Genomic DNA, 19948 nt, shown 5'->3' on the forward strand with positions numbered 1-19948 from the left:
TGTAAAAAAACACAAAGATGTTTTTTGTTAGCCATGAATTTCTTTTCCAATCACACCGTATCCTTTATAATAATGATAGGGCTTTATCGTATTTATTACAATTATCTGAAAAAGAGAAATTCCATATAAAAAATACGGCTTTTTTGTGCAAACTATACAAATCGCCGGGAGGGATTATATGATCATACCAGAAAAGTTAGGACAAAGGATTGTCGATACAACCATGCGTTTGGTTCACCGGAACATTAATATTATGGATAGAGACGGAACTATCATTGCTACCGGTCATCCCCACCGTTATAAGACACTACACAAAGGAGCAAAAGATGTTATAGAAACCGGTTCTATTATCGAAATATATCCAAATGAATTATTTCTTTATCCCGGTGCCTTACAAGGGGTTAATCTGCCCATTGTATTTGATGATCAAATAGTGGGCGTCGTTGGTGTATTCGGGCATCCCGATGAGGTTCGGAACATAGGTCTTCTTGTTAAAATGATTACAGAGTTGATTTTAGAAAGGGACTTCGTTCAAAGAGAAATGCGTACCAAAACCCGCTTACGAGAGCAATTTATTGAATCCTCGGTTCTAAATCCTGGTACTGAATTATCGCCCAAGCTAATGAGAATTGCCAAAACACTGGAAATCGACCTTTTACAACCCCGAACAGTCATGCTAATTGACGCTTCCATTGTAATACAGAAACTAAGGTTAGAATATGGTTCATCTGAATTGGTGGTAGAGCGTGTTGAAGATATTCTATTTTCTTGTATTGAAGCTGGTGATTTATTAACTGAACAGGATATAGCTTGTTTAATAGGAGATCAAATCATTATCCTTAAGACATCTAAAAATACAGACTGGTTATGCCAACACGATCCTTCAGCGGAACAACTGGTACGCTCTTTGGCAGATGCAATTGGGGGGCCGATGACTTGCGGAGTAGGTGCTATAGCCAACTCCGTCTTACAATACCACATATCTTATAAACAAGCTCAGTTTTGCCTGCGACACTGCAGCACAGATCAAGCAATGGTGCAAATATATGAAAAAGCTATACTAGTACACCACGCTCTTTGTGAGTCACTCAGCGGATCAACGTTGCTAGCAATCGACGAACTGAAAGAAACATTTAATCACATGGTCGCCAACAACAGGGAGATTTGTAATACACTCGCAGCGCTTCTAAAATGCAACCTAAATATAAATGCTACCGCCAACCTTCTTCACATCCATCGCAATACCTTGCTGTATCGACTAAGCCGACTAGAGTCTGAAACCGGACTTGCTCCATGCCGTTCGGTGGATGATACGATAATATGTCGACTTTTATTGCAACTTGTAGATCAAAATAGTGTATTATCATAAGTAACAAGGTATTAAACGATTATCGAAGCAATAATAGGATATAATCAGAATATCGGATGAAGCAAAATGTTACATATGAGCAAGGGAGTAGAGCGGTATGATCATTGTAATTGAAGAACAGGCCCGATCATATATTGCACATAAGCTAGACCAGCCAGCCATAAGTATTAGCTTGGAGGAACGCCCTCGGGGCGTTTGAAGTGGTGGTAATTGTGGGGCAATACCCCTTATCCCGTCCGTGCGACTGGGAGTTAATGAAAAAACAAGGAATTATGAGCAAACAGAGGTCGACGGAGTTAAGGTCTTTTACCAGGCCGCGGCTGAGTCGATCTTCAAAAGAGTGACAGTAAAGGTTGAAAAAATACTATTTTTCAAGACTTTAGTCGCAGTAGGTGAAAGATAAGTAGACGTTTTTATTCCCATTAACTCCATAGACATAGCGCATGCTACAACTTTAACACTAATGCGACAGCCCCTTTACACATTCGCTTCAATTAATTTGAGAAACCAACTGCAACGCTTTGGTAGGACAGGTAGCAACACAAGGAGGCACACTGCATCTACCATCTGTTTCCTGGAAACATCGGTCACATTTCTGCATTTTTCCATCCGCACCGAATTGCGGCACACTATACGGACAGGCTTCCAAACAAACTTTGCAGCCAATACATTTTTCTTGATTAACTAGAACAACCCCATCGGCAGCTCTTTTTTCAATAGCTCCTGTAGGACAGGCTGCTACACATGCCGGCTTAGTACAGTGAAGGCAAGCCACCATAACCGGAACCATTTTAATGTCCGGGTAACCTCCGTGCCAGCTAATATTAACCCTTCTCCAGTTCACACCAATTTCAACATTGCGCCAACTTTTACAAGCTACTTCGCATCCGTGACATTGAATGCATTTTTTTTGAATGAATAAAATACTACATTTTTCAGACATTCTTTCCTCCTGTATAAACGCCAATAAGTTCATTCTTTCCTAACTAAACTTTCTTACCTCTACTAGTGTTTGACTGGTCATAGCAGTAATGATGGGATCAAAAGCCTTTTTAGGATCAACGCTGTACATCATATTCACATTAGCCCCGCCATCAAGTAGCGGAAAGTCTTCCAAACCCATTTCTTTACAACCCTGCCACCAACCGTGAAGGATCATCACCGTATCAGGCCGAATTCCCGGATATAACTTAGTCTTTACTTTCATCCAGCCATGTAGCGACTCCACAATTACCCAATCATTTTCTTTAATTTCCCGCTCCGCTGCTGTATCAGGATGAATATGTATAACTGGATAAGGTTCGATTTCTCTGAGATAGGGCACATTGCGTTCCCATGAGGCCGTGTAATTCTTTGAAGTATGATAGTCTGAAAGAATAAGCGGATACTTTTCACTTAAGTCCGGTGTGCCTGTTAAGCTCTCCGGTGGCTCTCGCCATTCCGGCAATGGATTAAAACCGGCTTCTTCAAAGGATGTATTATATATCTCTATTTTTCCGTGTGGAAGGAATGGTGCTCCGGAAAGCCTTGGGCTTTTCCTCTGAAACATCTTTTCATAATTTTCATAAGCTCTGGTCAAAGAATCATAGACAATCCCGGTAGGATTGTTTTTGAGATCAGCGAAATTAATTCCAAATGGCTGTAATTGATCGTCCATAGCCTTCTCTATACTTCCATTCCAGAAATCCTTCCCATAACCCATTTTCACCCCTAGATCTAGAAAAAATTGATAAATTGATTTATAATCACCCAACGGCTCAATGACTTTGTTCCGTGCCATAACCCGTCCCCCCGTGGCTTCAAAGGGGTGATCCGACTCATACGGCGTAGTAGTAGGAATAACAATATCGGCGTAATCCATGTCTGCCGTTCTAGTTACGTCAATAACAACATAAAAATCCAGTTTTTGAAGCGCCTCAATAATCCTTCTCGATCCGCGAGTGCTCACCACCGGCTGCGTGCCTGGAGCAATTACCGTTCGCACCGGATAAGGGTCTTCCGTAAGAATACTGTCAAAAATCCGGTAATAGGCCGAAGAAAAGCCTTCTATAAACGGCTGAAACTCTTTAGGAAATTCGGGGCCTACCAATTTATCCCGCATTTCTGGTGTATACCGTTCGCGTAGCGTGATATCCCGCGGCATCGGCATAATGGAATCAGTACTGCGGAATACATTCCCCCCCGGCCTATCGAGATGTCCGGTTATCGCAATAAGAATTGCCACCGCTCTTATAGCGTCATTTGCCGAAGGAGCATGTTCAACTCCATTACCTAGATCAATTGAGGCTCGCTGGGTTGAAGAATAAAGTCGGGCAACTTCACAAATTTGATTAGCTGAAACCCCCGTAATTTTCTCGGCCCATTGGGGCGGATATTTCTGAATATGTTTTTTAAGTTGTTCATACCCAAAACACCAATTTTCTACAAATTCTTTATCAATAAGTTCTTCGTTAATAACTACATAAAGCATGGCAAGAGCAAGCGCCGCATCAGTTCCAGGCCTAATAGGAACCCATATATCGGCCTTACATACATCGGGCTCAACAGAAGGTTTGATCGCTATGATCTTCCCTCCTCTTTCCTTCAATCGCAACAATGCCTTAGGTCCGTCCAACGCCGGACCTGAAAATACTGGTTGCCGCCCCCAATAAATAACAAGATCGCTCTTATCAATCTCCGCGATCGGCCAATCTGCGAGGGTGTACATAAACGAGAAAGCCCGTTGCAATGCGCAAATACCGCTATGTCCATAATTAGGGCTCTCATGGACAGTAAGAAACCTTTTTAAGTAGACGTTATAGCTCCTCATGGCTGGTGCCAATATCGCCAGCGACTCGGGTCCGTATTTTTCCTTTTGGCGTTTTAGGGTATCAGCTATAATTCCAACCGCTTCGTCCCAGCTTATCCTTTTAAATTTACCCTCGCCTTTTTTCCCCACTCTTTTCATTGGATATTTCAGTCTATCTGGCGAATAAACCCACTGCGGGGCTGCATTTCCTTTCGGACAAACAGCCCCTTTATTGTTCGGCGATTCCTGCATCCCGGCCACTTTAGTAAACCGATCATTTTTGACAAAAGCGTACACACCGCAACTTAATGATGTAGGACCACACATAGCACAAAACGTCGGCACTACCTGTTCACCATTTGTTTTTGCCAGGTTTAATGCCTCATCTAAAGTGAGGCCACTTACTCTTGAATGAGTATCTCTGTTATTAAAATTCATTTTTTCTTCCCATCTTCCCAAAATGCGTGCAACCCTAATTACAATTTACTTTGACTATACTTTAACTCAAAAATTTTCCCGTGATTACCGAAGTATAGAAACACTTAGGACGTATATTTGTTGTTGATATTCTGAAATTAAATTAATATTATCCTTTTCGGCAATATTTTCCATGCTCCTTCCATATTTCCATATACATACACTTATATTTGCTTCATAATAGCTATCATCATAGAAAAATACCGCGACAAAATGACCACATGAACGGCCACCTTATCGTGGTATTATTTTCTACAACCTAAGATCCCAGGGAACTGACAGAATAAAAATATCTTACGACCAATAGTCGATAGTTTTCTATCTACAAAGATATTGTCAATAACACCGTCCCCCTGACACACTCCCCCTAACACAAGACTTTAGTCGCATTAGATGAAAGAAGTCCTATATAAGACATTACAAAATAATACACCCCATAGTGTAGCCGCTTATGGCTCTCTATGGGGTTATTGTCTCTCTAAATGTTCCTTTCCTTCTTAATGAAATATATCAATAGCAGCCTGCAGTTCTTTTGATATCGCCGCGAGATGGTTGCTTTCTGAAGAAATTTGTTCCATTGATTCTGTTACTTCCCCCGCGGTGGCGGCAATCTCCTCGCCAGCTGCGGCGTTTTGTTGTGCTATTGCTGATAGATTGGAGAAAACGTCTAAAATTCCCTTTTTACCCTCGCTCAATTTTTTGCTTGAATTATTCAGAATAACGATAATCTCTTCTGTTCTTACAATAGCTTTAGCAATTTCGTCGAATTTTCCCCCTGTAAGATTAACACTTTCCTTTTGCTCATGAGCAATTCGCGCACTTACGTTCATGATTTCGACAGCATTTCTCGAATTCAATTGCAGTTCCTGCACCACCCCATTAATTTCCTGAGTGGAAGAACTTGATTGTTCGGCAAGTTTCCTAATTTCATCTGCAACAACTGCAAATCCGCGCCCTGCTTCACCGGCCCGCGCTGCTTCGATCGCAGCATTTAAGGCTAATAAATTGGTTTGCGAAGCAATAGCCTGAATAACCTGACTGGCCGAATTAATTTTTCCTGCACTGTCATTAGTTCTTTCAATACTATCTCTAATTTTATTGTCAAAGCTTTCTCTTTCACAGGTGCGATTGATCAATTCCTTAATAGTAGTACTACCTTGATCTCGCATTTGTTCCACGACATGGGTTGCATCATTCAATTGCTGTAACATGTTCTGATCCTGCTCAATTATTTCACCCAGTTGATGGATCATGTCCGCGCCCTGTTCAGTGCTTGCGGCCTGTTCACTTGTACTTTGGGCAAATTCCTCCATGGTTCTTGCTACTGAGTCGGCTGCGGTATAGGACTTTAGTGCCGTATCCTTAAGTCCATCCGAAGTATGTGCAACCTGTTCCGAAGTTTGTAGTAAGCGATTTAGTATTTCTTTCTGATTATTGATAGTTGCTTTTATCACTTGACCCAGAATACTAAATACATCATTTCGGGAAAAAATACTTTGTTCCATTTTTTCAGCAGAAAGATAATCATACCGATTTTTATAGAAAATAACATCACCGTAAATTTCTTTAACATCTTTTAATTCAATATCTATCCCCACCATACCAAGAAAGCGGTTGCCGGAAAGTATTGGCACGGCAATTGTCGTCATTAAAACGTCAACACCGTTTAGTGCAAAGTTGTATGGTTTAAGAATCGAATCTTTTTTTTGCTGACGTGGTATAGTATAGTACTCTTCGGTTTCGAGATCGCTAAGATGATCAATACTAATTGTTCCATCATCGTTGCGATAATAGTATGGAATAAAACGTCCGCTGGCGTCGTGCCCTTCCGAATTTTTATAGCTTGCGTCTCTTCCGTCAATTGCATTTGGCTCAAATAAAACAGATATTCCAATAAACTCCGGATTGTCGCTCACTAACTGTTTGTGTTTCGACATGATTTCCTTACGATCAACCTGCCCTGCCTTTATCGCATTTTCTATTGTATATGCAAAAACTCGACCGACTGTAAGGGCCTTTTCCATCACAACATAATCACCAAGGGCACCTCGTTTTAAGTATTCTAGCGTCATTTCTGTTGTGCGGCGAAATCTAGCTGACTCATAAAGTGATAAACAGAGTAAAATGGTTGCTACAGCTCCGGCAATAATACTATCTGTAAAAGTACTCATGCAAAATGCTATTATGGCAAGCAGCGCAAGCCAACACATTATTACTTGAGAATTTTGTCTAATGAATGAAGGCATTTTCTTTCCTCCCCCTTTTATCCAATGCGTCTTTTCCATCATTGTTGTAATTTTTGTACAACCGTGTGTTTATAAATTACAACAAATAATTTCCTGTACGGCAATGCAGCAAGCGAGAAATGTTCCTTACTAAATTACTAAAAAGAAAGGTGTTTCATCGATCAAGACAAAACACCTTAGTATTAAATGGCAATGCTTGCATCTTTAACAAATCCAAAGCAATCATACATCGTAGGATCTATTAGGCCTCCGTAACAAGGACCCCTTTTTCAGGTGTTCCTTCAGCTAACTCTTGCTTTTCAAGTTTTATTGCGGTCGGAACTGATAGCCATATTGCTAAAGCAACCGCACTAAGCCCCGCAGATAATTTTCCAACCATAACCGGCACAATCATAGTCGGTTGAAAATTTGCGGTAAACGCAAGATGATCTCCAAATAGGAACGCCGAGCACACTGCAAACGCAATACATTTAACTTTATCGGCAGCCTGCATGTCTTTAATAATCCGAAACAAAGCAAGAATGTTAGCTGCTGCAGCAAGGATTCCTGCACTACCAGTTGAACTAAAACCAAATTTTTCTCCAATTGTCTCTAGTGGCTTCGCCAGGTATTTTTTTATCATGTAAACCATCGGGAAGGCACCAGCCAACATTATCCCGATATACCCTGATATCTCCAATGCCCGAAATTGATCCTCAGTATCGGCAATAATAGGGTTAAAGCCCCATGCACCGAACACATCGCTAAAAATATGAGTAAAGTACTCAACAATACTGAACACAAGTACTATTTTAATGCCTGAATCCATAATCTTCCCAAATAACATGAAGCCTTTTATCATTGTATCGGGAATAAAGCGTAGACCAATTGCAATCGCGACACAAATAATAATTAAGGGAATCAAATTTGTCATTATTCCTCCAAAGCTTAATGCAAGTTGGTAGCCAGCCTCGGCATCTGTTGAAACAGCCTCTCTGACTTTAGTATTACTAAGTAAAAGGAGAACGCTGGTAATAAAAACACCTATAGGAACAGTCAAGATACCTGACATCACACCAAGCGACATATATTTGTGATCTTTCTTTTCAAGCATCGCTAATCCTACAGGTATACTGAAAACAATTGTTGCACCGGCCATATACCCGGTAACCATCGCCATAATCCAGCTTTCTCTTGTCTGCGCCAGGATATCTGCTAACTGGTAGCCTCCCATATCAACAGCGATAAATGTTGTTGCTGCAATCGCCGGATCAGCACCGATAGCACCGAAAACCGGACCAAAAACTGTCTTTACAAGAGCAGCCAAATAAGGTGTTGCTGCCATAATGCCTGCTACGGGCACAAAGATTGGTCCAATAGAATATAACCCTTCCAAAAACTCCTTGCCTAAGTCTGAATCCTCTTTAAAAATTGAAGTAAATGCCCCAATAACAGCACATGCCATAATAATATAGAGTACTATCTTTCCTATCATTTCCACAATTAATCACTCCTTACCGTTATCTGTTCAAATATATTAGATGAGAACTTATAGCTGATCGGTTTCAAAAACAAGTGTTTTTATCACTACAGGCACCACTTTTCCTCCTGCAATCAACCTTCCAATATCAATATAATCCCCATCACTAACACACAACTGATCAACACAAATAATTTCAGCCTCTGGACAGAGTAAGTGTAATGTTTGCCCCAATACTTTTCCGTAATCTTGTTCAATGGCTACAATGATTGGATGCCGATACTCTGTCAAGTCATTCCATACCTTAATAATGCCCTTAGCAATTTCTCTAATTTTTTTGAATGAGAGATACTGCTGACCTGATATCCCAATTGCAAAGCACTCAGTCATTCCTTGCTCTAGATAATTGCCTAATGCTTGTCTGATATCCATTTCTATCAAATCAGCAGTATCTGGAATCGTATCAATAAAAGGGATAATTACAGGAATATTCTTTAGCGGAAGTATATCATTATTGACATAGATAGTGCTTCCACTCACATCAACAGTTTGCGCACCCGCCCCTATAACTGTCGCCCGAATAGTTTCCTTAGGTTTAATCAGTGTAAAACTACTGCTATGAAAAATCCGCCGGAGCTTTTCCCCTAATAATGGGCCTATATCTCCAAATTCAGCTACGTCCTCTAACGTATCGGCTTTCGTATCTTGATAAATATAATTTGCAACTCCACCGGACGCCATGATGAAATCAAGGGGATAATCAAGCCGTAACGATTTTGTCATTACTAATTCTTGCGAAAGTGGTGTTCTCTTACCAACAAGATGATCCCGAATTACCTCCGCCATTCTCTCCGCAATCGTGTGTAATGTAGGTAGTTTGATCTTGGTGCCAGGACACAAAGATATATGTAAGCTCTCACAGATTTTCTCCATTGGCTTTGAAACATACACGATAGTTTGTGTCGTTTTGTCTATTTCAAGGAGTCTACCGCCAATGTTAATACAGCAACTGTCAATAACTTGGCCATTGCTAAATACTCCAATGTTGGCTGTACCGCCGCCAATATCAATATTTGCAACAACACAACAATTAAGCCGTGAATATTCTGCCGCACCTGAACCTTTACCCGCTATCACCGATTCTAGATTTCCCCCAGCAGTGGCTACTACAAAATCCCCTACAAGATTGGCTATTTTCTGCGATATGCGTCTCGCGTTTTCTTTTTTTGCTGTTTCGCCAGTAATAATAACGGCACCAGTATCTACGTCGGAAGGGGTAATGCCTGCGTTTTGATATTCTGAAGATATAATCTTTGATATTATATCTTCATCGACCAAATAATCGCCATTTAGGGGAGTAAAATGAATATTGCTTTTGTACACCACTGTTTTTTCTGTGATTTTTAGTCTTGGAACAAGTGAACCTGGTGAAATATTGCATACCGTCAGATCACTAATAATCATTTGAGTTGTTGTTGTTCCAATATCTATGCCAACACTCTTGATCATATAGCTGTTGCCGTCATTCATTGCAATACTCCAATGCATTAGAAACAGCGTCTTTTAGGAAATTGCGTTTCTGATATGGAGTTAGCAACAATAACTGATCTTTCATTCAGACGTCACCTTATTCTTCAATATTTCCGAAAGTTTTGTACCACTCGCTTTATTATCAAAGATTGTTTTAACCAACGTCGCAAGGTGTGCACCTGCTTCCGCCGGAGGTGTGCCGCCTCGGTGAATATTAGATATGATAGATCTGTCTGCTTCAACGGTATTCTCACTTGGCCGATAGATAAGATAGGCACTCATGCTTTCTGCTGTTACAAGTCCCGGCCGTTCACCAACAAATTCGACAATAACATCACATCCGAGCAGCATGGCAATATCATCCTGTACGGCAACTCTACCATATTTTACGAAAAACGGTTTTCCTACACTTAAACCCTCAACTTCTAGTCCTTGAATTAACGCCGCCATTGTATCTTCTGCATTTGCTTCTATAGCGGGAGCACTTAGACCGTCTACAACAATAATTTGAACCTGCTTACCTTTTTCGCAGTTTTCAAGAACCATTTTCCTTGATTCGTCATCAAGTTTTCTGCCTAGAGCTGGTTTTTTTAAATACTCGTCTTTATCAAATACCTTAGTCTTTGTTTTCATTAATCCACAGTGGTTAATAAACTTATCAGAAACCTCTAGCTCCACTGCATCTTGAGCTGCAGCATGGCTAGCTAAAAAATCAAGAAGCGTAGCCGTTTTATAACGTGTTCCACACCTTCCAATAGCAATACGAGCCGGTGTAGTTTTTTTCATTACTGCAAGCGCTTCCATATTTCGAGGATTTTCAACAAATACCTTATTTTCGTTTTTTAATTCAATGACACGACCAGTTGTAGCACTCTTGCTTTGAAGGCATTCTAAATCGATCAATTTTAATTCCCTCTTCCTTAGTATTATGGTCAAGTAAAGATGGACGCGTCACCCGCGATATTAGTGAGGAAGCCATTTTGAATAATACCATAATTTTCCAACCATTGTTCAAACTCTGATACCGGCCGCAGACCAAGAATCTCGCGAATTGTTGCATCATCATGAAAACTGGTATCTTGGTAGCTTAACATACAATCATCGCCGCCAGGTACACCCATAAAATAATTGGATCCCGCCATGGCGCAAAGCATTGTTCCAATTTCTTGATCATTTTGATCTGCCTTCATGTGATTAGTGTAGCAGGGAGCTATTCCCATAGGGAGACCATGCATTTTTCCCATAAACAAATCTTCAAGGTCTGCTCTAATAACCTCACGTCCACTATAAATTGTTTCGGGACCAATAAAACCAGACACATTATTAAGCATAAATGGATTATATCGCCTTGCAAGACCATAGCACCTTGCTTCAAGTGTCATTTCATCAATATCATGATGCTCATCTAATGAAATTTCTGAACCCTGCCCAGTTTCAAAATATAGAAAATTTGGACCTTGGGAAACACACAACCGTTGCGCCATTTCATAGGCTTCGTCAAGCATAGCAACAGTAATACCAAATGTACTATTAGCTGACTCTGTTCCGGCCAGACTTTGAAATACCATGTCTATCGGTACACCTTTTTCCAGCGCCTGCATCTGCGTTGTAACGTGGGCTAATACACAAGTTTGAGTAGGAATGGTGTATTTATGCACTAGTTCATGAAGCGCGTGTGTGATTTTTGTAAAATTCTCGATGTTATCCTCAACAGGATTAACACCAATTACCGCGTCACCGGAGCCAAAGGACAAACCTTCTTTCGCTGATGAGAGGATGCCTTCAATGCTATCAGTCGGGTGATTTGGTTGATTTCGGAAGGCAAGCGTACCTGGGCGTCCGATAGTAGTATTACAACGTGCTTCAATTCTTACTTTTTTAGCAGCATACACAAGATCCATGTTAGACATGAGCTTTCCTACCCCGGCTATCATCTCACTAGTGAGTCCTCTACTTAATTTAAGCAATTCGCTCTGAGTCGTTCCCTTTTGCAAGATGTATTCACGTAGTTCACCGACAGTCAAGGAGTTGACACTTTTATACACGTTGATGTCAAGACCATCATAAATTGCCCGCGTAACTTCATCCTTTTCATATGGAATTACAGGATTCTCGTAAATGTCTTGTAATGTTAGATTTGCAAGACAAAGTTTTGCAGCCACTCGTTCGGTAGCCGTTTCTGCGGCAATTCCACCAAGAAAATCACCTGATTTTTCTTCATTAGCCTTGGCTAGTACATCTCGTACAGATTTGAAAAGAAACGTCTTATTATTTACAGTATATTTTAGTTTCAAATAACAGCCCTCCTACTACAACCTTAATACCAAAAATAAAACCTACCTCATGAATCTTTTTCTAACAGAATCAATTTCTAATTGCCATCGCATCACCTTCCCTCTTTCAATCATCCTAAAAAAATAAAAGTGCTTACTTGAAATCACCTTTCAAATAAGCACCATTGCTTTAAAATATGTAATTATTATCTCTAAATTTTGGGATCTGGAAACTAATAATGCCAATACTAGTGCGCCGACAACTTTTAACTCATTTACTAGTTCTTTTATATAATAGTGTATCTATTTCATAAAAGAACTTACTTACTTGATTTATTTTGATTATATCACGTTATGCCGCTATGTCCAATACAGTATTTCCCAGATGTTTTTCATCATAACCATTTGTATTATTGTATACAAACCAAAAATACTAATAATGTATCTAAAATTAATACTATATGTAAGAATTGTAATCTTTTCACTTGCTGTCGTGAACATTTCGGAAGAACTAGAGGTTAAAAAAAAATATAAATTCAAATAAATAAGTACTATTATTTTTGATATATTATTGATGCATGTACTTGCTCGAAGTAGACGACTAATAATGTGCGCTGTTTTGTAATCGGCTACTCATTACGCCGTTACTTTTCCGACACCAAAGGCAGTATTGTTGCGCAGCACTTTTTCCACCAAATCACTTTGCATTTTTTCGCAACTAACGATGAGCACCAATTCCGAGCCTTTGACATTTCTTCTCGCGGAAATCTTGCGCTTGGTCAACAGATAATCCAAAACAAACCCTGCTGTTGATCCTGCAAGTAGCCCAATCAATCCCCAGATTATCGGCCCCCAGTGCCAGATAAAACCGTAGATTACCCCCAGGGTCATGCCTGCGGTGGCAAATACCGAGGCTGTATCAAATATACTTATCCCATCAGCCCGATGGATGGTATCTAAAATTGCAAAGTCCTTATTTTCCTGTACAAGCGGAATTGCTAATATCTTTTCTCTGGGAATGCCCTTCTCTTCTAACTCAGTTACTGCCAGTTCAACGAATTGCGAATGATCAAAAGTTGCCGTAATTAGCATCTCGGCCGCCCCCTCTGCTTTCAAGATGGGAAGTTTCACCACCAACGCCTGGTATCTTTTCTCCATGAATTCACGTAATTCTATATCGAATATTTTATTAAGTTCTACTGTTGAAGAATATGCTTCATAAGCCGCATAACCGTAAATAGAAGGCAAGAACAACAACCACTGCGGATCAGCCACTGCAATAGCTTGACTGAAGTCCCCCATGAAAGTAAACTGCACTACTTGAAAAAACCGTGAATAGTAGACACAGAGCAACCAGAAGAAGATTAAGAAATAGCCGGTAGCCATTCTAAGCACGTACATATGTCCTAATCCCGGCAACACAAAGCTCCAGAAAATGCTGACCCACGGAACTCTTTTGTCCAAGTAGTTGATACTGAACGGTATCATTTTGAATACATCGATCGGAGCCTTTTCCCGGGTGGCAAGTACGGCCAGCTTGTTGGTATTCACGGTCAGGTTGTAGGAATCCCACAACCCGTACACATAAACGAGAACATAGCCCACAAGCCACCTGGTATCCACAACATCTTTAGCCAGCTCAAAACGTCCGGTGAACGAATAAATTATCGCCAAGTTCAACTCTGTTTGCATATTGATGATAATTTCCAGGAGTACCAGCAGGTAGCCTTTCACATAACTGCCGACCATCATCTGTCCAAAGCCCGCAAACGATGCTGCCCACCATACGGCTATCAACGGATGTCTAACATGCATCTGCATGGTATCGAATCTTGAGAGATCAACTCTTTTGCGGCGTGGGGTATAGCTATCGCTCATTGTAGCTCCTTGCTGAGAAGTCAAATTGGCTTTATTTAATCGGCTAGCTTTCTTTGGTTGTATAATGTGAACAACCCACCGTAGCGCAATTACTAATTATAATACCCTCATATGGGGGAAATAACCAAGCTGGTTGCCAGGACGACCTCTCTGCTCCTGCAACATGGGATTCGGAAGTTACAGATTCAACTATCGCCCCTTTCTCTGATAAGCTAATGATGCAACAAGTAACGGCCTTGATTGCGTTAAGCATGGCAAATTACGGAGCAGCTTTAGGCTCAAGTACCAGGGTGGATGTGGCTAACGATTACGCTCGCCTGATGGCTGAGATAGCCGCGTTTGGAGAAGACGGAGCACAAATTATGATAAAACATGGATGGCTGGAGCAACCGCCCCAAGCGGCTGATCGCAAAGAATTGGCATTGAACAGATAGCATAAACAAAAAACTGCAACCACCCTCTAAAGGTTAGCTGCAGTTTTTATTTGTTATCAGTTTTTAGGTTGAAAATTCGTCTTCTTATTTTTTATCCGATGACTAACCCGCTCTAAGACTTCCGCTTCTATAAGCGGAGTAAGAGCGGCTAAGTCCCTGGATAATTTCGACTAGAATTCATGCGGCGTCAAAACGCCGTCTGAATTAAGTCTCCATTTATGCGTTTTTTGCTTTTCCGCCGCTTAAAGTATTTTGTAGCATTTCGGAAGCAGCCTGAACAGCCTTCTTCGTCTTTCCGCCAACTATAATATGGTATTTAGGTTTCCACCAGGACCCGCCGACCTTACCAAAAATAATGTTGGTCTTGGGATGCGCTTCTGCTGTCTTTTTCACGCTTTTAGAAATATGGGCTTTAAATAGAAAAAAGATAGCTAATGATTGTTCATTACGGATAGGATTTTGGACACGGTATATTCTATTGTCATCTTTAATTAATGGCTTGCCGTTCATTTGTATTTGCTTTTCTTGTCTAAATTGGTGTTGCACGTTTGTCCCTCCCTTATGTCTTATATTCTTTACCGGATGATGTAATGGATACGTAAATCAGTTTCATCGTCTAAGTCTAGAACTTCGCCATTATCTAATTGTACCATGGAACGCGAGGGTGTGTTCTTATTGATACATACCACTCGTCCACATCGCCCATCTGTGAGAGCAATGGGATTACCAGATAGAAAGTTGGTCATATTGTCGACAAAAGTGATACATACTTTGGCGTCAAGGCAATGGATCTGTGTACGCAAATTCTCTAGGCTTTCATAAGGGCTAAGCGCTCCAGGCTGATCACAATTAATAGTCAGTGCTTCATCATAGAGATCGGCTACAGCAACAATTTTGGCATAAGGATGAATGTTTTCGCCTAGTAAGCTGAAAGGATAGCCGCTGCCATCTTCCCGTTCATGATGCTCAACTAATCCTGAAAGTATACTTTGGGCCATATTCGGTATTTTATTCGCAAGGTCATAGCCTAAGGTAGTGTGTTGTTTATAACACTCATAGTCTGCAGGAGAAAGAAGGCTTGACTTATTTAATAGTCTTGGTGCTAGCTGGGATTTACCAACATCATGTAATAAACCAGATAGGGAAATAGCGCTAACGCTTTCTGGTGGGAATTTCAGCCATGTAGCAATAAGAGCGGCAATGGCACTAACATTGACACTATGGCGAAAAGTATAATCATCACATTGTGGCAGATTATATAGTTGATCAATAATATTGCCAGCAGCCATTACACGTTCTGTAATAGTATTCGCTGTCGTCTGGAAATTTTGAAAAGTTTCACCTGGGATTTGTTGTGTTTGGCGTATTTCATCAAACGCTTTTTGTACAACAGTAACAGATTGATTATAGCTGTTAATAAATTGCCGAACCTTAGGATTGGTAATAGGATTAGTAGTTACTTCAGCTATAATTTTTACTTTGTTGATTCCCCATGTAGATAATTTCTTGATAGCCTGTTGGTTAAGAATAGTACCTTGGCTAAATAGTATTTTACCATCATCTGAGCAAATATCGTTGGCCAGTTCTATACCAGGCACTAAAAATTCAATTTGCTGCTCAATTATCCTACGAGCAGTTTGGTGATTAGGTTTAGTCATATAGCTTAACACACCTCGCCCAATTATTGGTATTTAATGAATAATTTTAAATTCGACAACAAAGGCGAAATTCCTGTATTTTGTATATCTCTAACTTATATTAGAGACAGCATTTTAAAACAAAACAAAGGCAGTAGACTTCATTACCAAGTCTACTGCCTTTGTTTCCTTTATTTTTTCCAAAATATTGAATAGAACTATTAGTACCGCCCTTCTTATGACACCATCATCAACTGTGATGGCTTGCAAGTTGTGAGTCATCACAAAGTTAAGCACCCCCTGATTCAAAAAGGCTGCCCAGCTTATCCTTTTGAATCAGCTTTTTTCTTGAATACTATCTTTCATCATCTTTAAAAAAAATCCCAATGATTGATGGTACGTTTCAAGCGTGCTCATCCAACGCATCAAACACTCTAACCCCTTATCAGTGACAGTATATAACCTTTTTGCTGGACCGGTTTCTTCCACATTCCACTCAGCAGTCACTAAGCCACGTTGTTCCATTAGCCTTAAGCAGCGATAAACTCCAGACGGGTCAGGCTTTTTCCCTTGCAATATACTCGTTTCTTGCAGCTTTTGCACAATAATATATCCATGCAATGATGAACTAGCTAGCAACGTGAGGGTTGCTGGTTGAATCAGTTTATCCAGATTTACTCCCATACATGGGCATTTTTCAAATTCTTCCACTATCTTCACCTCAATTCACACCCCTTCGCCTACCAGTTATTATACCTTCCTTCAAGTCGCTTGCTACTGTTTGTCAGTAACACGCCTAGGCCAGAGAACTACACCGATGGCCAGCATCCCTACCAAAACTCTGTCAGTTTGGGCTAGCGCCTGGGCATCTGTCAACCTATAGCCGATACCTTTCATTCTTTGTACCCAGCTTGTCTAAACCAGTCTGCTGCCGTTTCCAAGTCAAAACTATTCCATTCCTTCTTACTGTTACCTGTGTCTCTCGGTATTGCTCCAGCCTCTACCACTACTACATTGGCACCCCATTCCAAGGCTAGCTGGGAAGCTGGATGAATGCAGATATCGGGTGCATTCCTGCCAGCAGCCAACCTTGTCACGGCAGCAACTTGGGCTAACCTGCGCTCCGAAACAGCGGGGATATGGCCAAGTGGTGTACCTGGAACAGGAACCCGAGCCATTGCTCCAGTAAGGCTTGCGCCATATTCCATTGCCGTTAGAAAAACATCAGCAAGCTCTGCTGCAGTATGCTCACTTCCTACAGGCTCTACCAAGAAGGCTAAATCTAACGGCGATGTCTGAACGGCTGCAAGTGTCTCTAAGCGGCTTTTAACTGCCAATCCAGTATCAATCCCTTCTCTAAGTCGAAGACTATGATAAATAATGGAGATACCACTATTCCTTAGTAATGTGGCCGTTTGATCAGTTAGCTCTCCAGTATTGGCTACAATACCATAATCACCCGGAATTGTTTTCCTTATCTGTTTCGCAAGAGCAGTCAACTCGGAAAGACTATAATATTCCGTAGTGCGGAGCGTAATCCATTTAGCACCGCCATATAAAAACTTCTTAGCTAAATCAACAATTTCTGTGGCGCTCCATCTGTATTCTTCTTGAATCACTCCCCATTGTTCGCCAAAAGAACAAAAATGACAATTAACCGGGCAAGGCGCATAGTCGACTCCTATCGACGCCCATACTCGACCAAAATTCCCTGTAATCTCGGCAGCAACTTCTCTAGCTGCTTTCCCAAGTGTGTCAGCCAATGATGAATCAGGATCAATTTCTAATAAGGCAATGATCTTATCCCGATCTAACAATCTCCCCTGTAAAGCATTTTCTCGTGCATAGCTAATTACTTCAATTGGTGTTGTCATCTAAAATCCTACCTCCCTTATATTATTTCGAAAATAGTTCAGTGGCTGTACACTTTGTACTTTTTCTTTTAAGCGTAAATTCATATCCTTATAATGATAGTCAAAGTAGTAGATAACTACAGTTACTAGACTAAGTCCTTTTATATAAATAATGACTCTACTAATAACATATCTCTTACTACAATCTTAGCGCTATGTTAATATAAGTAGAAATAATAAAGGCGTTTAGCTATTCCTTCTCCAAAAAAGGATATAACTAAGCGCCTTTGCTTAGGTTTAAAATTAAACAATCACTAAAATACTCCGTATCATAAAGATACTAGTCTGAGTATTTTATTTAAAATAACGGTACATATTTACTTGTTAACTTGTGAAGAATTATAGCATTATTTCCTATATAAAGCAATACCTAAAATTACTTGTCAAATAAATTACTACTTCTTTAATCCTTACCATTAACATCACCGTGGAGGGGATAGTTTTTCATCATTTTTCGTGCAACGCCCCCCCTCACGAGAAAGGGGGCTTTTTTTTTGTGGCATGGCTTCGATAATTATACTCAGAAAAATCATCTTATAATTAATAAGGTCGGTAATGCTTAAGTCTTCTAGGCGAAAAGCGAAATTAAATCCAAAAAATACCCCTAATTGGATATCCTTGTTTCAGGTTAACTTGTAGACACAGAAATGATATTCACTCCCAACACGCTTTTTTACACAATTTCATATTACATCTTAATAAAAAAAGAACTATAATAATAAAGAAACATGATCCATTATATTGGTTGTAGATCCCTGGCACTATTCCCTTGTGCTTATCTAAAAAGAAGAACGCCGACAAAGCACCGCTTCAAAGGGACCAAACGTATATATAGGTATTACGCAGGATGATCTCGACGGCGTTTATTTAAATTCAAATCTGTAATATTGTTTGCAATCATAAGAAAAACCGCTAACACGGTCTTTTGGCTTACGTTGAGTCAATGTAATACAAGGAGAGGGGTTTTACTTTTGGCATTGCCCCAAAAGTAACAAAAGGTCTAGGCCCTAAGCCTCCAAAAGCTGAAAAGCCGGGCGATATTCCTAAAATCCGTAAACTCGCTACGCTCAAACAGTACGGATTTTTTTACGGAATACCACCCGGCTTTTCTCCTACGGAACGCTTTTTCCGGCAAAGGTCAAGGGGTTACGGAGTTACGATGGTTGCCAGACGTAAACAGTACGGCCACCTGACAACCCTTGTTTTATGAGGCATCCGCGACTCCCCAAACTTATACTTTCTTATTCAATAAGAAAAGACTTGGCTTGTGCCAAGTCCCTCAGGACGACCGAATTGCTATGCCATCCATGGCGCAATCGGCACTAGCACCATCCGGGTGCGTCGCCGGCAGAAGCCTTAGTCGTTCTTATGTCAACAGAATTTAGTTATAAATTCTGTTAGACTAAAAAATAGGTTAATTATGATTAACTGCTTTAATGAGGGTGATGATATGAATACAAAAATATTAGAAATTATGAATTATGGGCAACTTATCACCAAAATGGTAGTTGCAAAACACCATGAAACAGCACAAAAATACAATTTGTCATTAGAACAATTTCATCTTTTAATTGAAATTGATGAATTGGAACTTGATATTGCTGATGATACTTTGCCTCCAACAGTAGGACAGATTGCGGCCAATATCGGCAATGCGCCCCATACTTTATCCGAAAAAATTAAAAGGTTAGAAAAAAAGAAGCTAGTTGGAAAAATTAGAGACAGCTCTGACCTTAGAATTACTAGGGTTGTTCTTACTGAAAGTGGCCGTAATTTAGTTAAGCATATAAAAAATGAAGCAGGTAATACTTTCATTTTTAATACACTGGCAAAAATGAGCAATCAATCATTAGATAGTTTATCTGATTCTTTGCGACAGTTTACAGAATTATTATCTATTGAAAGCAAGGATAGTAATTGAAATTAATTTTAAGAAAGCATTTA

The 19948-nt window shown here is 40.2% G+C and carries 17 protein-coding genes; 3 read left to right on the top strand and 14 right to left on the bottom strand.

Annotated features, from left to right (window positions below; all coding sequences use genetic code 11):
• Positions 1 to 178: 178 nt before the first annotated feature.
• On the top strand, positions 179 to 1369 hold the full coding sequence (locus tag ACZ449_RS11775) for a CdaR family transcriptional regulator (protein ID WP_464261192.1): 1191 nt from the start codon (positions 179 to 181) through the stop codon (positions 1367 to 1369).
• Between the two features lie 490 nt (positions 1370 to 1859).
• Here ACZ449_RS11775 and ACZ449_RS11780 read toward each other — a convergent pair whose 3' ends face one another.
• The 8 genes from ACZ449_RS11780 to ACZ449_RS11815 all read right to left on the bottom strand — a co-directional run bounded on the left by ACZ449_RS11780 (position 1860) and on the right by ACZ449_RS11815 (position 14020).
• Positions 1860 to 2312 (bottom strand): 4Fe-4S dicluster domain-containing protein, encoded by a 453-nt coding sequence (locus tag ACZ449_RS11780; protein ID WP_464261193.1) that lies wholly within the window; start codon positions 2310 to 2312, stop codon positions 1860 to 1862.
• A gap of 39 nt (positions 2313 to 2351) precedes the next feature.
• Positions 2352 to 4595, bottom strand: a complete 2244-nt coding sequence (locus ACZ449_RS11785; protein ID WP_464261194.1) for a molybdopterin-containing oxidoreductase family protein — start codon at positions 4593 to 4595, stop codon at positions 2352 to 2354.
• Positions 4596 to 5131: 536 nt separating this feature from the next.
• Positions 5132 to 6880 (bottom strand): methyl-accepting chemotaxis protein, encoded by a 1749-nt coding sequence (locus ACZ449_RS11790; RefSeq protein WP_464261195.1) that lies wholly within the window; start codon positions 6878 to 6880, stop codon positions 5132 to 5134.
• Between the two features lie 241 nt (positions 6881 to 7121).
• Positions 7122 to 8354 (bottom strand): ethanolamine utilization protein EutH, encoded by a 1233-nt coding sequence (gene eutH, locus ACZ449_RS11795; RefSeq protein ID WP_464261861.1) that lies wholly within the window; start codon positions 8352 to 8354, stop codon positions 7122 to 7124.
• 54 nt (positions 8355 to 8408) lie between these two features.
• A complete protein-coding gene (locus ACZ449_RS11800; protein ID WP_464261196.1) occupies positions 8409 to 9869 on the bottom strand; it encodes an ethanolamine ammonia-lyase reactivating factor EutA in 1461 nt (486 codons plus the stop codon).
• Positions 9870 to 9950: 81 nt separating this feature from the next.
• Positions 9951 to 10772, bottom strand: a complete 822-nt coding sequence (gene eutC / locus ACZ449_RS11805) for an ethanolamine ammonia-lyase subunit EutC (RefSeq protein ID WP_464261197.1) — start codon at positions 10770 to 10772, stop codon at positions 9951 to 9953.
• 29 nt (positions 10773 to 10801) lie between these two features.
• Complete coding sequence (locus ACZ449_RS11810; RefSeq protein ID WP_464261198.1) at positions 10802 to 12163, bottom strand: ethanolamine ammonia-lyase subunit EutB; 1362 nt, start codon at positions 12161 to 12163, stop codon at positions 10802 to 10804.
• A 615-nt stretch (positions 12164 to 12778) separates the two neighbouring features.
• A complete protein-coding gene (locus ACZ449_RS11815) occupies positions 12779 to 14020 on the bottom strand; it encodes a hypothetical protein (protein WP_464261199.1) in 1242 nt (413 codons plus the stop codon).
• 101 nt (positions 14021 to 14121) lie between these two features.
• Between ACZ449_RS11815 and ACZ449_RS11820 the strand changes: the two genes are divergently transcribed.
• Complete coding sequence (locus tag ACZ449_RS11820) at positions 14122 to 14454, top strand: DUF3231 family protein (protein ID WP_464261862.1); 333 nt, start codon at positions 14122 to 14124, stop codon at positions 14452 to 14454.
• Positions 14455 to 14670: 216 nt separating this feature from the next.
• On the opposite strand, the gene ACZ449_RS11825 is transcribed toward ACZ449_RS11820, so the two are convergent.
• From ACZ449_RS11825 to ACZ449_RS11850, 6 genes are all read right to left on the bottom strand, one after another.
• Complete coding sequence (locus ACZ449_RS11825) at positions 14671 to 15000, bottom strand: hypothetical protein (RefSeq protein WP_464261200.1); 330 nt, start codon at positions 14998 to 15000, stop codon at positions 14671 to 14673.
• A 29-nt stretch (positions 15001 to 15029) separates the two neighbouring features.
• Entirely contained in the window at positions 15030 to 16112 is a 1083-nt protein-coding gene (locus ACZ449_RS11830) for an HD-GYP domain-containing protein (RefSeq protein WP_464261201.1), read from the bottom strand.
• 114 nt (positions 16113 to 16226) lie between these two features.
• Positions 16227 to 16376 carry a hypothetical protein gene (locus ACZ449_RS11835; protein WP_464261202.1) on the bottom strand — a complete coding sequence of 50 codons (150 nt, stop codon included), beginning with the start codon at positions 16374 to 16376 and terminating at the stop codon, positions 16227 to 16229.
• A gap of 51 nt (positions 16377 to 16427) precedes the next feature.
• Positions 16428 to 16811 carry a helix-turn-helix transcriptional regulator gene (locus ACZ449_RS11840; RefSeq protein ID WP_464261203.1) on the bottom strand — a complete coding sequence of 128 codons (384 nt, stop codon included), beginning with the start codon at positions 16809 to 16811 and terminating at the stop codon, positions 16428 to 16430.
• 54 nt (positions 16812 to 16865) lie between these two features.
• Positions 16866 to 16988 (bottom strand): hypothetical protein, encoded by a 123-nt coding sequence (locus tag ACZ449_RS11845; RefSeq protein ID WP_464261204.1) that lies wholly within the window; start codon positions 16986 to 16988, stop codon positions 16866 to 16868.
• On the bottom strand, positions 16985 to 17965 hold the full coding sequence (locus tag ACZ449_RS11850; protein WP_464261205.1) for a biotin synthase BioB: 981 nt from the start codon (positions 17963 to 17965) through the stop codon (positions 16985 to 16987). The genes ACZ449_RS11845 and ACZ449_RS11850 overlap by 4 nt, the downstream gene beginning before the upstream one ends.
• A gap of 1489 nt (positions 17966 to 19454) precedes the next feature.
• Here ACZ449_RS11850 and ACZ449_RS11855 point away from each other — a divergent pair.
• The gene (locus ACZ449_RS11855; RefSeq protein ID WP_464261206.1) at positions 19455 to 19925 is read left to right on the top strand and encodes a MarR family winged helix-turn-helix transcriptional regulator; all 471 of its coding nucleotides are present in this window, start codon (positions 19455 to 19457) and stop codon (positions 19923 to 19925) included.
• Positions 19926 to 19948: the final 23 nt, after the last annotated feature.

The sequence above is a fragment of the Desulfosporomusa polytropa genome (assembly GCF_055380075.1).

Bases quoted from the DNA above. Each gene is read 5' to 3' on its own strand.
- ACZ449_RS11775 (WP_464261192.1), top strand. From the start codon at position 179: ATGATCATACCAGAAAAGTTAGGACAAAGGATTGTCGATACAACCATG.
- ACZ449_RS11780 (WP_464261193.1), bottom strand. From the start codon at position 2,312: ATGTCTGAAAAATGTAGTATTTTATTCATTCAAAAAAAATGCATTCAA.
- ACZ449_RS11785 (WP_464261194.1), bottom strand. From the start codon at position 4,595: ATGAATTTTAATAACAGAGATACTCATTCAAGAGTAAGTGGCCTCACT.
- ACZ449_RS11790 (WP_464261195.1), bottom strand. From the start codon at position 6,880: ATGCCTTCATTCATTAGACAAAATTCTCAAGTAATAATGTGTTGGCTT.
- eutH (WP_464261861.1), bottom strand. From the start codon at position 8,354: ATGATAGGAAAGATAGTACTCTATATTATTATGGCATGTGCTGTTATT.
- ACZ449_RS11800 (WP_464261196.1), bottom strand. From the start codon at position 9,869: ATGAATGACGGCAACAGCTATATGATCAAGAGTGTTGGCATAGATATT.
- ACZ449_RS11815 (WP_464261199.1), bottom strand. From the start codon at position 14,020: ATGAGCGATAGCTATACCCCACGCCGCAAAAGAGTTGATCTCTCAAGA.
- ACZ449_RS11830 (WP_464261201.1), bottom strand. From the start codon at position 16,112: ATGACTAAACCTAATCACCAAACTGCTCGTAGGATAATTGAGCAGCAA.
- ACZ449_RS11845 (WP_464261204.1), bottom strand. From the start codon at position 16,988: ATGAAAGGTATCGGCTATAGGTTGACAGATGCCCAGGCGCTAGCCCAA.
- ACZ449_RS11850 (WP_464261205.1), bottom strand. From the start codon at position 17,965: ATGACAACACCAATTGAAGTAATTAGCTATGCACGAGAAAATGCTTTA.
- ACZ449_RS11855 (WP_464261206.1), top strand. From the start codon at position 19,455: ATGAATACAAAAATATTAGAAATTATGAATTATGGGCAACTTATCACC.